13 protein-coding genes and 1 pseudogene are annotated in these 11,747 nt (G+C 71.3%); 7 read left to right on the forward strand and 7 right to left on the reverse strand.

Annotation, left to right across the window (positions count from 1 at the left end):
• Nucleotides 1-150: 150 nt before the first annotated feature.
• From ACU6WZ_RS27860 to ACU6WZ_RS27870, 3 genes are read right to left on the reverse strand one after another with little or no spacing between them, the layout of a single operon-like run.
• Nucleotides 151-552: an Asp23/Gls24 family envelope stress response protein gene (locus tag ACU6WZ_RS27860; protein ID WP_447030930.1), complete on the reverse strand. Its 402-nt coding sequence runs from the start codon at nt 550-552 to the stop codon at nt 151-153.
• Nucleotides 549-1,127, reverse strand: coding sequence for an Asp23/Gls24 family envelope stress response protein (locus ACU6WZ_RS27865; protein WP_447030931.1), 579 nt, complete (start codon nt 1,125-1,127; stop codon nt 549-551). Before ACU6WZ_RS27865 ends, ACU6WZ_RS27860 begins: the two co-directional genes overlap by 4 nt.
• Entirely contained in the window at nt 1,118-1,663 is a 546-nt protein-coding gene (locus ACU6WZ_RS27870; protein WP_447034293.1) for an RNA polymerase sigma factor, read from the reverse strand. The genes ACU6WZ_RS27865 and ACU6WZ_RS27870 overlap by 10 nt, the downstream gene beginning before the upstream one ends.
• A gap of 247 nt (nt 1,664-1,910) precedes the next feature.
• Between ACU6WZ_RS27870 and ACU6WZ_RS27875 the strand changes: the two genes are divergently transcribed.
• The 5 genes from ACU6WZ_RS27875 to ACU6WZ_RS27895 all read left to right on the forward strand — a co-directional run bounded on the left by ACU6WZ_RS27875 (nt 1,911) and on the right by ACU6WZ_RS27895 (nt 4,768).
• Nucleotides 1,911-2,420 (forward strand): Asp23/Gls24 family envelope stress response protein, encoded by a 510-nt coding sequence (locus tag ACU6WZ_RS27875; protein WP_447030932.1) that lies wholly within the window; start codon nt 1,911-1,913, stop codon nt 2,418-2,420.
• Between the two features lie 29 nt (nt 2,421-2,449).
• Nucleotides 2,450-2,644 carry a hypothetical protein gene (locus ACU6WZ_RS27880; RefSeq protein WP_447030933.1) on the forward strand — a complete coding sequence of 65 codons (195 nt, stop codon included), beginning with the start codon at nt 2,450-2,452 and terminating at the stop codon, nt 2,642-2,644.
• Complete coding sequence (locus ACU6WZ_RS27885; RefSeq protein WP_447030934.1) at nt 2,644-3,708, forward strand: DUF6286 domain-containing Asp23/Gls24 family envelope stress response protein; 1,065 nt, start codon at nt 2,644-2,646, stop codon at nt 3,706-3,708. Before ACU6WZ_RS27880 ends, ACU6WZ_RS27885 begins: the two co-directional genes overlap by 1 nt.
• Nucleotides 3,701-4,243, forward strand: a complete 543-nt coding sequence (locus ACU6WZ_RS27890; RefSeq protein WP_447030935.1) for a hypothetical protein — start codon at nt 3,701-3,703, stop codon at nt 4,241-4,243. The genes ACU6WZ_RS27885 and ACU6WZ_RS27890 overlap by 8 nt, the downstream gene beginning before the upstream one ends.
• A gap of 147 nt (nt 4,244-4,390) precedes the next feature.
• Complete coding sequence (locus tag ACU6WZ_RS27895) at nt 4,391-4,768, forward strand: SsgA family sporulation/cell division regulator (RefSeq protein WP_447030936.1); 378 nt, start codon at nt 4,391-4,393, stop codon at nt 4,766-4,768.
• Nucleotides 4,769-4,880: 112 nt separating this feature from the next.
• Here the strand turns inward: ACU6WZ_RS27895 and ACU6WZ_RS27900 are convergent.
• Nucleotides 4,881-5,750, reverse strand: a pseudogene (locus ACU6WZ_RS27900) (penicillin acylase family protein); the annotation flags it as partial.
• A 127-nt stretch (nt 5,751-5,877) separates the two neighbouring features.
• Here ACU6WZ_RS27900 and ACU6WZ_RS27905 point away from each other — a divergent pair.
• Entirely contained in the window at nt 5,878-6,450 is a 573-nt protein-coding gene (locus ACU6WZ_RS27905; protein ID WP_447030937.1) for a cation:proton antiporter domain-containing protein, read from the forward strand.
• 78 nt (nt 6,451-6,528) lie between these two features.
• Here ACU6WZ_RS27905 and ACU6WZ_RS27910 read toward each other — a convergent pair whose 3' ends face one another.
• The gene (locus ACU6WZ_RS27910; RefSeq protein WP_447030939.1) at nt 6,529-8,196 is read right to left on the reverse strand and encodes an IS1182 family transposase; all 1,668 of its coding nucleotides are present in this window, start codon (nt 8,194-8,196) and stop codon (nt 6,529-6,531) included.
• Nucleotides 8,197-8,614: 418 nt separating this feature from the next.
• Between ACU6WZ_RS27910 and ACU6WZ_RS27915 the strand changes: the two genes are divergently transcribed.
• Nucleotides 8,615-10,033, forward strand: a complete 1,419-nt coding sequence (locus ACU6WZ_RS27915; protein ID WP_447030941.1) for a hypothetical protein — start codon at nt 8,615-8,617, stop codon at nt 10,031-10,033.
• A gap of 365 nt (nt 10,034-10,398) precedes the next feature.
• Here ACU6WZ_RS27915 and ACU6WZ_RS27920 read toward each other — a convergent pair whose 3' ends face one another.
• Nucleotides 10,399-10,872, reverse strand: coding sequence for a cytochrome P450 (locus ACU6WZ_RS27920; RefSeq protein WP_447030942.1), 474 nt, complete (start codon nt 10,870-10,872; stop codon nt 10,399-10,401).
• Between the two features lie 22 nt (nt 10,873-10,894).
• Complete coding sequence (locus tag ACU6WZ_RS27925) at nt 10,895-11,716, reverse strand: DDE-type integrase/transposase/recombinase (protein WP_447030943.1); 822 nt, start codon at nt 11,714-11,716, stop codon at nt 10,895-10,897.
• Between the last annotated feature and the right edge of the window lie 31 nt (nt 11,717-11,747).

Raw genomic sequence — 11,747 nt, forward strand, 5'->3', positions numbered from 1 at the left:
TCCTCTGTCCGTCTGACCTTCCGTCACGAGCCACCCCTAGCACCTCGGTGAAAGTAACTTCCGCCACGAGTTCGGCAGGTGAAACTTTCTTGCAGGCCGCGAGGGCTGTCAACCGTGCCCCGCGAACTGATGCCATACGACGGAGTCGGCTCAGACGATGCCCGTCACCGTCACCCTCACCGCGACAGCCCGGGGCGCCCCGCCCCCCGTCACCGTCACCGCCGCGGCTTCGACCGCCGTGCGGACCGCGCGCGTCACATCCAGCGCCCGGTGTCCCCGCACCACCGCGAGCTGCACCTTGATCAGCCACGCCGCCCCGGCCCCCTCCGCGACCCTGGCCCGCACACCGCCGGACCCCGAGCCCGACCGGGACCCCGCGCCCGCCCCCGCCCCGGCTCCCGACTCCGCTCCGCCGAGCCGCTGCGCCGCCGCGCCGCGCAGCACATCCGCGAGCCCGGGGCGCAAGTACGCCACGCCGGGCACCGCCAGGGCCGCGGCCGCGGCAGCGCCCTCCAGCTGGGCCCTGCCGGTCCGCCCCGTCTTCGCCGTCATCGCCCGCTCCCCTCCCGCTCGTCGAGAATGTCGATCACCCTTACGTCGACGCTGTGCACCGCCATGCCGAGCGCCTCCTTCGCCGCCGCCGCGACCCGTGTGCGTACCGCCTCGGACACTTCCGGCACCTTCCACGACCAAGCCACGGCCACCTCGATCTCGACCCGCGTCGTCTGGCCGTCGGGCGCGATGCGGCAGCTTCCCGTTCGTACGCCGGGCAGCGCGTCGGAGGCCGCCCGCAGCGCTCTGGCCGCCGCCGACTCGAACACCCAGCTGTCCTCGTCCGGTTCGCCCAGCGGCAGCGAACGGCCCGGCCGCAGTTCCAGGCGCACGATGTCCATCACCCGCGCCGTCAGCGCCTCGGCGTCCGCCGGCCCCGCCTCCGTCTCCGAGCCGCAGGCGCGGCTCACGAAGTCGTCCAGCACCCGCAGTTCTTCCAGCGCGGCAGCGCAGTGCGGGCAGTCGGCCCGGTGGTCCTCGGCGAGACGGGCGTCCCAGACATCGGCCAGGGAGCGTCCGCACGGCAGCAGTTCGTCGTCCGTCGGATCGTCCGCCGGTTGCGCGTTCAGCGCCATGCGCTCATCACCTCCATCAGGGAACGCCGCGCCCTGAAGATCCGGCCCCGGACCGCCTGGTGGCTGATCCCGACGGCGTCCGCGATCTCCTCGTACGGCAGTCCGTGCATTTCCCGCAGTACCCAGCAGGCCCGCTGCTCCGGCGACAACTGGGCCAGGGCCAGCGACAGTTCCTGTAGCGCGGCCCCCGCCTCGGCGGCCCGCGCGGGTGAGCCGGTGTGTTCGGGCGTGGCCGGTTCGGGTACGGCGTCCAGGTCGGTCACCGGTCTGCGCGAACGCATCAGATTGAGGCACCGGTTGGTGACGATCCGGTACATCCAGGTACGGAACGCGGCCTCCCCCCGGTACTCCGGCAGTCTGCGCCACGCGCTGACGAAGGCGTCCTGCACGGCGTCCTCCGCCTCGGTCCTGTCACCGAGCATCCGGACACCGAGTTGCAGCAGCACCGGCCCATGACGGCGTACGAGGACCTCGAACGCCTGCTCGTCGCCCTCGCGCGCCCGCACGGCCAGCAGCGCGTCGTCCTCGTCGGGCACCGACAGGTCATGGGCGCGCTGCGGTGGTTCATCCCCGGCCCCGGGCACTCGGCGGCTCCTTCCGTTCCTGCCTGACGTCTGCACATCGTTACTTCGACACAACGGCGGCCCATGTGTCACGCGCCCCGCCGGGACGGATCCCGCGAAAAAGAAAACCGGGATCCGCGTGACACGTCGTCCGCTCGTGTGTCCAACGAAGTGACAGAGCAACACATGCCCACAACTCAAGAACCCGAAGGGACATCTGATGACCACGAACACCGTCACCGCCGCTTCGCCGAGTGCCTCCACAGCTCGCAAGGGCGCGGACCAGCAGCACTCCACCACCGTGGGGACCGGGGCGACCGGGGCGACCGAGCCCGCCGAGACCCGCGGCAAGACGTCGATCGCCGACGTCGTGGTCGTGAAGATCGCCGGCATGGCGGCCCGCGAGGTGCCGGGCGTCCACGACATGGGCGGCGGCCTGTCCCGCACCTTCGGCGCCGTGCGCGACCGGGTCCCCGGCGGCCGCCCCAACGTGGGGCGCGGGGTCAAGGTGGAGGTCGGCGAGCGCCAGGCAGCCATCGACATCGACCTGGTCGTCGAGTACGGCGTACCGATCATGGACGTGGCCCGCGACGTGCGCGAGAACGTGATCTCCGCCGTGGAACGGACCGCGGGGCTGGAGGTCGTCGAGGTGAACATCTCTGTGGACGACGTACACCTGCCGGAGGAGTCCGACGACCAGGGTGCCGGCGCCGAATCCCGCGTGGAATGAGGGGCTCGGAACGGGAGGGGCTCGGCCCGATGAGCGCGGCGCAGACGGGCCTGCTGGTGGGAATGGCGCTCGCCTTCGCCGCCTGGTTCGGCGGATTCGGGGCGTTCCTGCTGGTCGGGGCGCTCGGCGGCGCGGGATTCGCGGTCGGCCGGGCCCTCGGCGCAGGAGCGGACGGTGCGGATCTGCGCCGGTTCCTGGACGACCTGGCAGAGCGGAGACGGTGATGGTGCGGGCAGAGCCCGGCGAAGAGGCCGCGGACCGCGGTACGACGGTGATCGCCGACAGGGCGGTGCGCCGGATCGTCTCGCGCGCCGCCGAGGAATGCATGGGGCAGGGCGGGCGTACCGAGGACGCCGGTGTGATCCGGCGGGGCGGCTCCGCGCGGGTCCGCGTCGGCATCGGGCTGCGCTATCCGGCGGACTCCGCCGGGCTCGGCGGGCGGGTGCAGGACCATGTGACCGCCCGTACCGCCGAGCTGACCGGGCTGAACGTGCATACGGCCGATGTCACTGTGAGCGGCCTGCGGCCCGGCCCGGCGCCCTTCCGGCAGAAGCCTGCGCCGCAGGCCCTGACAGCACCCGGGGACACCGGGGCGGACACCTCCGCCGAGATTCCCCGGGGTGCGCGACGGCGGTCGTGGTCGGCCAGACGGCTGCCCGCCGCACTGGCGGCCCTGGTTGCGGCCACGGCGGGCGTAGCCCTGCTGTACGACATCGTGGCCGCCGGGGGCCGGACGGCCGCCCGCGCTCAGGACGCCGCCCTGGACCGCCTGGCGGACGCCGCGATCACCGGCCCGTGGCTGACGGTCTCCGGGGTGGGTGCGGCGCTCCTGGGGGCGTGGCTGATCGTGCTCGCGCTCACCCCGGGCGCCCGCCGACTGCCCATGGCCGCTCCGGATGACGGCGTACGGGCGGCCCTGGCCCGGGGGAGTGCCCGGGCGCTGCTGCGGGACGCCGCACTCGACGTACCCGGCGTCACAGCGGCCCGCGTCCGGCTGCGCCGCTCACGCCGGGTTCGGGTGCGCGTCACGGTTGCCTTCGGGGACCCCGGCGCCGTACGCACGGCCGTCTCCGAGCGGGTCGGGGCAACAGCACTCGCCCTCGGCACCGCCCAGCCGAAGCGGCTGCGGATCAAGGCAGTGCGGGACGCGAACTGGCGCCCCCCGCACACCACGGGCGGCGCACAGCAGGAGGACGAATCGCAGGACGAGTCGCAGCACGAGTCGCAGCGCGATCAGGAGAGGGGTGGACCCCGTGAGAGCAGTGGGCCGCACGAGACCGGTGCGTGACAGCCTCAACCGCACCCTGCTGGCCGTCCTCGGCCTGGCCATGCTGGCCGCCGGAATCTGGTCCGCCGTCACCGGCGTGGCCATCGCCGTACCCTCCTGGTGGCCCCTGCCCGGCGAAGGCCACCGACCACCCGTCCCCGACTGGAGTTCGTCCCTCGCCGTGGCGGCGGCGGGCGTGGCCACGGCCCTCTCGCTGTGGTGGCTGCGGGCGCAGGCCCCGGCCCGGGGGCCCCGCCGCCTCGGCCTCTCCCGCCCCGCCCTGCACCTGCGCAGCCGTGCGCTGGTGCGGGCGGTGCGCGCGGAGGCGGAGACGGTTCCCGGAGTCGCCAGGGCCCGCGTACGCCTCGTCGGGCGGTCGCGCCGCCCCCGGCTCACCATGGCCGTACTCCTTGAGCCGGGCACCGCACCCGCAGCCGTACTGGAACGGCTCGCCGGTGACCAGCTGCGGGCCGCCAGAATCGCGGCGCACAGCGAACGGCTCGCGTTGAGCGTCCGGTTCCGGGTACGCGGTCATCGAACCGGCCGCACCCGCTGACGCGTCCCGACAGGCCTCGCGTCACTCACACAGGTGACAGCGCGGCGCACCGCGTGAGGACCGCTTCCCGCGGGTGTCTGTGCACACAGCGGTGCACGTCGGCACCCGTATCAGACATCAGGGGAAGGCAGTTCCTTGCTCGCCAGCATGACTCACTTGGTCGGGGCCCGGCTCCGCGCGGCCTGCACCGACATCCGTCACGACGTCACCGTCTCACTGACCTACCGGTGCGACGACCCGATCGCCGTGCACCTGACCTTCCCGGCCGGCGCGTCGAGCAATGAAGTCGAGGCGACCTGGACGTTCGCGCGGAGCCTGCTGGAGGCTGGGTTGCACACCCGGGCAGGGGTGGGCGACGTGCAGGTGCGGCCGCACGACGAGCGATGGGTCACGGTCGGCCTCACGGCGCCGGACGGGTCGGCGGAAGTGGAACTCGACCGCCGCGGGCTGAGACGCTTCCTGTCCCAGGCCTACGCCGCCGTGCGGTGGCCCAGGAGGCGCAGCACCTCGCCGTCGACGCCCTGATCGAGTCCCTGCTCGCGTCCGGCTGACGAGGGCGCCCCACCGAGCAGGATGCTGTCGGCGAGCATCCGAGCAGGTGCGGCTCCCTCGTCAGGCGCACATCAGCCGGCCGGAATCACCGCTCACGCACCCAGCGCACCCGCAGCTGCGGCGACCTGCGGATGTCCTTCTCGCAGAACCTCGACGTCACCCAGCGCTCGCCCGAGTACAGCTCGGTCTGGTCGCTGTAGTACGGCGACGACGGGTTCGAGGACTGCGCGTACGTGAGCAGTGTGCGCGCCACCGGGCACCGGCCGCCGTCCCAGCCCACCGCCTGGATGTGGCTGGATCCGGTCGTCACGTCGGTGTAGCCGCCGCCCGCCGGGTTCCATACCGGCTCGATCTTGTTCCAGATGCCGAGTGACTCCGTGCCGCCGTGGACGGGAATGCGCTTGCCGCCCCGTACGACGAACTGGTGCTTGCCCAGCGGCGCGTCCAGTGCGATGCCCGCCGCATGGAGTTCCGCGACCGCCCCGGTGAGGGCCGTGGCGAAGCCCGGCGCGGACGTGTTGAGCGTGTTCGGCGTACGGACCGGATCGGCGGGGGAGAAGGGCACCTTCCACAGCTCCGCCACCGGCACCGACGCGACCAGCTTGCGCCAGAACCGGTCGAAGAGCAGCGCGCCCCTGCTGTCCGTGTCCACCGTCCTGTCCCACCGGCCCAGCACCCCGCACGCCTCCGTCAGGTCCGGACGGTCCGCCGCGAGGGCGGTGCACGCCTTCGCCGCGTCGGAGGCGGCCAGGTCGCCGGCCGGAGCCCGGTTCGCGAACTGCTGCCGCTGCAGGTCACCGACCGTCAGCCGGCCCCTGCCGGCCATGGCGGCCACGTCCTCGATCGCTCCCCGGGTACGCATCGAACGCGGGGTGGCGGCGCTGCCGAAGATCCGCTCGTACCCGGTCAGCGGCTGATCCGCGTTGGTGAGCCAGGCGCTGTCGTTGGAGTTCTCGGAAGCCACCCGCGTCCCTGGGTCGCTGCGCTGCACCACCCTCCCGCTCATCCGCACCTGACCCGGCCGTCCCCGCGCCCGGCACCGGCAAGCCACCCACGGCCGGTGGCCGAGCCGGTGAGCGCCCATGCCCCCGGAAACCCTGGAGCTCTCCGTGTCCGACCGGCTGGTGCCCCTGCTCGTGGCCGTCCCCGTCGTGGTGCTCGCCTGCCAGGCCGCCGGCCGGGCCGTTCGGACCATCGGACAGCCGCCCGTCATCGGAGAGATCCTCGCCGGGATCCTGCTCGGCCCCTCCCTGCTCGGCTGGCTCGCCCCCGCCATCCAGCAGCACCTCCTCCCACCGTCGGTCCTCCCCATCACCTCCGCTCTCGGCAACCTCGCCCTGCTCGCCTTCCTGTTCCTGATCGGCCTCGAACTCGACCTCCGCTCGCTACGCACCGCGCGCCGCTCCGTCCTCTCGGTCAGCCTGGGCGGCCTCCTGCTGCCCCTCGCCCTGGGCAGCACGCTTGCCACCGCTATGTACCCGTACCTGGCGCCGCCTGGCGTGGGCCGGCTCCCCTTCACCCTGTTCGTCGCCGTCGCGCTCGCCATCACCGCGTTCCCCGTCCTCGCGCGGATCCTCGCCGACCGCGGCCTGGAAGCCACCCCCTTGGTCAACCGACCAAATAGAGCTGGTCAAAGCGACGTAATGTCGGTTTGACCAGCTCTTTTGTATGTAGCGAACGCGATCTGGCCCCCTGCCGTTGGCAGACTCTGTCGGGAATCTTGAGTTCCGGGGTCATTTGCCTTGCCGCCACCACAGGGGTCGGGGCAGGCCGCGTGCGTCGAGGTACTGCTGGAATGCCGTGGGTGGGCGAGGCCGGTGGGTGGAGTCGGCGGGCTCTTGGAGGCTCAGCCGTTCGACGTTGATCGCGAGTGCGGTCAGGACGTGCTGGACGTGCGTCTTGGCCAGGCCGCGGTAGCGGCACCGGCGTCCTCGATGGCCGTGCGCGAACTCCTCGATGGTGCCCTCGACCCCGGAGCGCAGTCCGTAGAGCCTGCGCCAGTCGGCATCCTGTTGATCGGCGCGGTTCTTGGCCTGGAGTTCGTGCAGGCGGCGGGTCGGGAAGTACAGACTGCGAAACGGGCCCGGGGTGCACGCGGTCTGCTCGGGGCAGCGGCCGCACTGGCGGGCGTCGAACCGGACCGTCACCGAGGTCGGCTCTGCCACCGGGAGGTCCTGCCAGTTGCCGCTGACCTGCCCGTTGGGGCAGGTGACTTCGCGTTGGTCAAAGTCGATGACGAAGTTCTCCCGGCCGAAGCCGTCCTTGGCCCGGTGCTGCGGGGAGGTGCTGGCGGGAAGCGGTCCGACCAGGGTGACGCGGTGGAGACGAGCGGCGGCGTCCATGCCGGCGACGGAGGTGTAGCCGCCGTCGACCAGGTGCTGCCCGGGCAGCAGGCGAAGCCTCCTGAGGCGGGCATGGATGCCGGGCAGCGCCTGGCTATCCGCGCTGGAGACGACGGTGGCCACGTCCGTGATGACGTTGACGCGCTCTTCGTCGCAGGTCTCGGTCACGTGCGTGAGGTAGCCGGTCCAGCGGGTGTCGCCGCGCCGCGTGAAGCGGGCCTCGGTCTCGTAGGGCGACTCGATCTGCACCCGGGAAGGCGGCTGGCCGTCGCGCTTGGTGCGCGGCCGGAACCGGCCGCGCCCGTCCAGCAGGAAGTGCTGGACCAGGATCGTTCGGAGCACCTGGGCCTGCACCGGGACGGCGCCGGCGGTGAAGCGGGCGTCAAGTCGCTGCAGCAGTTCGCCGGCGTCGGTGCCCACCTGCTCGAGCCGGGCGACGGGGTGGCTGGGCTGGGAGCACAGGCGCACCTGCCGACCGTAGCGTTCGGCCCACTCGGCGGTGACCAGTTCATCGAGCAGTTCCGGCGCGTCAAGGGCCACGTTCTCCAGGACGGCGCGGACCGCCTCGGTCACCAGCTCCAGGCGGGTCAGCTCCCGTGCGGCGGACAGGACGTAGGTGGAGTCGGTGCGCTGCTTGCCGCGCCCCTTGAGCAGGCCGGCCTGCCGGATCCGGGTGAGCGCGAGGCCCAGCAGCCGGTCGGCGCGGTCGCCTTCGGCGAGCCGGTCGCGGAAGTCGGACAGGACGCTGTGATGGAAGCCGGGGTCTTCCAGTTCCAGTCCGAGGGCGTATTTGAAGTCGATGCGGCAGCGCACCGCCTCGGCAGCCTGGCGGTCGGACAGGTTCATCGCGTACTGCAGCACGCAGACGGTGGCCAGTTGTGCGGGCGAGAGCCCGGGGCGGCCGTCACGGGAGTACCAGGCGGTGAAGTCCTCGTCGTTCCACAGGCCGTCGAGGCGGTCGCGGATCCACATCGCGGTGGTGCCGTGGGGGTTGCTGGCTCGGGCGACCCTCATAGTCAGCGGCGGGATCTCGGCTCCGGGGTGAGGGCGCAGGGACATGTCAGGCTCCTGGGGCACGTGGGCGGAACGTTCCAACGAGCCTGACGCAACATCACGATCGTTTACTGCCCGTCCTCAAGATTCCCGACAGAGTCGCTCACTGGTTCAGCGCGCTGACCCGCCGCCTGCTGCGACGCGGCGACTTCGCCTCCCGCGACGACCTCAAAGCCCAGATCACCACATACACCATCCGCTACAACCGCACCGCTCGCCCCTACCGGTGGCGCTACGACGCCGACGCCGAGCACGCCCGCTACCTCGACCGCCACCCCCAACCCGCCCCCGACACCTTCACAGAAGCCGCATAACGCTCCGGTATCCGGCGACCGTGACCTGCCGGGCAGTGGTATGCGTCGTCTATCTGGACAACGCAGGATTCTGGCCGTGGTGCTCCGCGGCACGTTCATACAATGGTCGGATGCCAGTCTCGAAGCCGCGCAAGAAGAAGCCGTCACGGTCCGCCGCCAGGGCGAGGCAGTCGGGGAATCCCGCCACTCGCAAGGCCGGGCAGGAAACAGCGCCGTGGGGGCAGTCGGCGCGAAGCCTTTGGGGGGAGTCGGCCGACTTCGGGGAGTACCGTCGCCGGCTCGACCGGCAGCGGATGGATCTCGCGGCCCGCGACGCCGAACCGATCGTCGCGGGCCTGATCGCCGCGGACGGTTCGGCGTCCTGGACCGAGGACGAGTTGTGCCGCCGCTTGGGCCAGACGCTTTCCGGGCAGGACGCGGCGAGCGACGCGCGGCGGGAATCAGGGGCCGCCGAGATCCTCGACACCTACAGCCCGGACCAGTTGCTCGACGCCGTGACCGATGCCACCGTGCAAGCAGCCTTCCAGGCCGTCACGGCCGCCGACGAGCCGCAATCACGCAACGGCACGTGGCGGTTGCTGCTGGCCCTCGCCAGGATCACCCCGCACCCCGCAGCCCAAGTCGCCGTCAAGACCGTCACGGATCTGCGGGAACGTACCGCCTCGCTTCCGGAAGACCCGATCGCCGACGTGCCGACCGGCACGGCCCTGTGGTGCCGGGACGTCTACGGCACCCGGTTCGCCATCACCGCGCCGTTCGCCGCCGCCGATGGCCCGGACCGGTGGTACCTGTGGGACGTCGACGCCTGCGGCGGCGACGCGCTGACGGTCGGTGCCGGATACTTCCCCGATGCCGACCAGGCATTGGCATCCTGGCTGGCCGCGGTCGGGCCGGATGCCACGTCCGGATGCCGTCTCGAACCCGTCTCGGACCCCCACCTCGCCGCGAGACTGCTCCCGGACCTGGCAGGCTTCTTCCACCCCGGGGGCGAGTCGGAAGGGCAGTACGCGGAATTCCACCGCTGCCGTCGGCTGGCCCAAGAGCTCCGCCGCTCGGATTTCCTGGACGCGAGTACCGCGACCGCCGGCACCCCCGCAGCGGCACAGCCGGGCGGCAAGGACGCGTGGATCGCCGAGTTCGCGGCCTGGCGTGCCGAACACCGGCCCGGCCACAACGCGGTCCCCGACGATTTCCCGCTCCAGGAGGAGGGCGAGGAACCTCCCACCGAGGATGACATCTACCAGGAGCTGGCCGACGGCTGGTTCATCAGCGAATTCCCCGAACTCGCCCACGCCTGCTCCCCGCACCGGATCGCCCTGCTCGCCGCGCACATCCGGGACTACTACACCAGCGACTTCGCGCTGGTCGTCCTGCGCCTCGTCCCGGATCTCGCGGCCTGGCTCACCGAGCGCTCCGGGTTGTCGGCCGCAGCAGGCGGACGCACCCGGACCTACGCCGACGGCGCGGCCGTTCCGGATGCGGATCTGGGCCACCGCGCTCACAGCCTGCTGACACCGATCCGCGAGTAGCCGCGCCAGGCGATGGCGGCGCAACACAGCCCCGGGCCCACCGTGCGCCGGGCCGGGGCCGGATTGCCCGAGGCCTGTGACGAGCGGGCCCGTGGACGGCAATCGCTCACACAGCGTCACCAACCTGGGCGCGAGCTACCGGCAAAGGACCTGCGACGCGCTGCACTAGGTATGCGGACTGCGTTCCCAGGCGCAGTTCGACCAGGCTGCCCAGGCGGGTCTGCCGGCCCAGGAACCCTAATGGGTCGCGCCATAGTGCGAGGGTGTGCCCCAGCAGTGGCAGCGCGTGCGGTGCCGTGGGAGGCGTGGCAGGCATGGCGGCTCCGAAGCGGCTGTGAAGGATGACGGGCGGCCCGGCACGTATGTCATCCCCAGGCCACGGGGAGGGCGGCGGGCTTCGTGAAGAACAAGTCGGCTTCCCAAGGGATGTCGTCCTCGGCCACGGCCAGGAACAACGTCGGGAAGCGGGTGAACAGGGCCTGGTAGGCGGTCTGCAGAAACATCCGTGCCAGTGAGGCGCCGAGGCAGAAGTGCGGTCCCGCGCCGAAGGTGGCGGTGCCGTCCGTGCGACGGTGGATGTTGAACGCGGGTGGGTTGCGGTAGTGCGCGGGATCCCAGGTGGCTCCCAGCATGGGGAGGCACACGCCGTCGCCTTTGCGGATGGTCACGTCGTGCAGTGTGATGTCCTCGGTGGCAACGCGGGGCAGACCGAGGACGCCGTTATGGTGGTAGCGCAGGATCTCTTCGACCGCCTTGGGCCACAAATCCGGCCTGGCAAGGAGTTCGTTGAGCTGTCTGCGATGGATCAGCAGGGTGGCGGTACCGGCGGTGCGTGTCAAGTCAAATGAGACGTTTGTGTGGCTATGAGGCTTGTGGTTCGGGTTCCCTGCGTTTTGCGGGGTCGTTGATCCACGCTTTCTGAGGTATCTCGGGTGGTCTGGGGCGGCGGGCGAAGCGTTCGGGGTGTTTGTCGTATGCCTCGGTGAGGGTGACGGCTCGCTGGTCGCGGACCTGCTCGGCGGTGCCGAAGTGGGCGGAGGCGGGCGTGTGGTAGCCGATCCCGGAGTGCCGATGCTCGTGGTTGTAGTACGCGATGAAGGCGTCGAACCAGTCGCGGGCGTGGGTGAGGGAGTCGAACCGTTCGGGATAGTCGGAGGTGTACTTCGTGGTGCGGAAGTACGACTCGATGTAGGGGTTGTCGTTGCTGACTTTGGGGCGCGAGTGACTGCGGGTGACGCCGAGGTCGATCAGTAGTTGGGAGACCTTCTTGGAGGTCATCGAGGTGCCGCGGTCCGCGTGGACGGTCTCGGGCACGATGCCGCCGCGTTCGATGGTCTCGCGGATCAACTCCTCGGCCCGGTCGGCCGATTCGGCTATCTCGACGGTGTGGCCGACGATGTACCGGCTGAAGATGTCAATGATCACGTAGGCGTGATACCAGACGCCCTTCCCGGGCCCGGCCAGCTTGGTGATGTCCCAGGTCAAGACCTGCGAGGGTGCGGTTGCGACGAGTTCGGGGACGGTCTTGGCCGGGTGGGCGGCCTGGCGGCGGCGTTCGCCGCTCTGCCCGAACTGCTGAAGGATTCGGTACATGGTGCGGACCGAGCAGTGGTAGCGGCCGGCGTCCAGTTCACGCGCCCAGATCTGGGCCGGGGCCAGTTCGGCGTAGGGGGCGCTGTTCATCAGCCGCAGGACCCTCCCTGCCACCCTTGGG

It is taken from the genome of Streptomyces hypolithicus, from assembly GCF_052934925.1.

Excerpts from the sequence above, each read along its gene's own strand:
- ACU6WZ_RS27860 (WP_447030930.1), bottom strand. The coding sequence starts at position 552 with ATGACGGCGAAGACGGGGCGGACCGGCAGGGCCCAGCTGGAGGGCGCT.
- ACU6WZ_RS27865 (WP_447030931.1), bottom strand. The coding sequence starts at position 1,127 with ATGGCGCTGAACGCGCAACCGGCGGACGATCCGACGGACGACGAACTG.
- ACU6WZ_RS27875 (WP_447030932.1), top strand. The coding sequence starts at position 1,911 with ATGACCACGAACACCGTCACCGCCGCTTCGCCGAGTGCCTCCACAGCT.
- ACU6WZ_RS27880 (WP_447030933.1), top strand. The coding sequence starts at position 2,450 with ATGAGCGCGGCGCAGACGGGCCTGCTGGTGGGAATGGCGCTCGCCTTC.
- ACU6WZ_RS27885 (WP_447030934.1), top strand. The coding sequence starts at position 2,644 with ATGGTGCGGGCAGAGCCCGGCGAAGAGGCCGCGGACCGCGGTACGACG.
- ACU6WZ_RS27895 (WP_447030936.1), top strand. The coding sequence starts at position 4,391 with ATGACTCACTTGGTCGGGGCCCGGCTCCGCGCGGCCTGCACCGACATC.
- ACU6WZ_RS27905 (WP_447030937.1), top strand. The coding sequence starts at position 5,878 with ATGCCCCCGGAAACCCTGGAGCTCTCCGTGTCCGACCGGCTGGTGCCC.
- ACU6WZ_RS27910 (WP_447030939.1), bottom strand. The coding sequence starts at position 8,196 with ATGTCCCTGCGCCCTCACCCCGGAGCCGAGATCCCGCCGCTGACTATG.
- ACU6WZ_RS27915 (WP_447030941.1), top strand. The coding sequence starts at position 8,615 with ATGCCAGTCTCGAAGCCGCGCAAGAAGAAGCCGTCACGGTCCGCCGCC.
- ACU6WZ_RS27925 (WP_447030943.1), bottom strand. The coding sequence starts at position 11,716 with ATGAACAGCGCCCCCTACGCCGAACTGGCCCCGGCCCAGATCTGGGCG.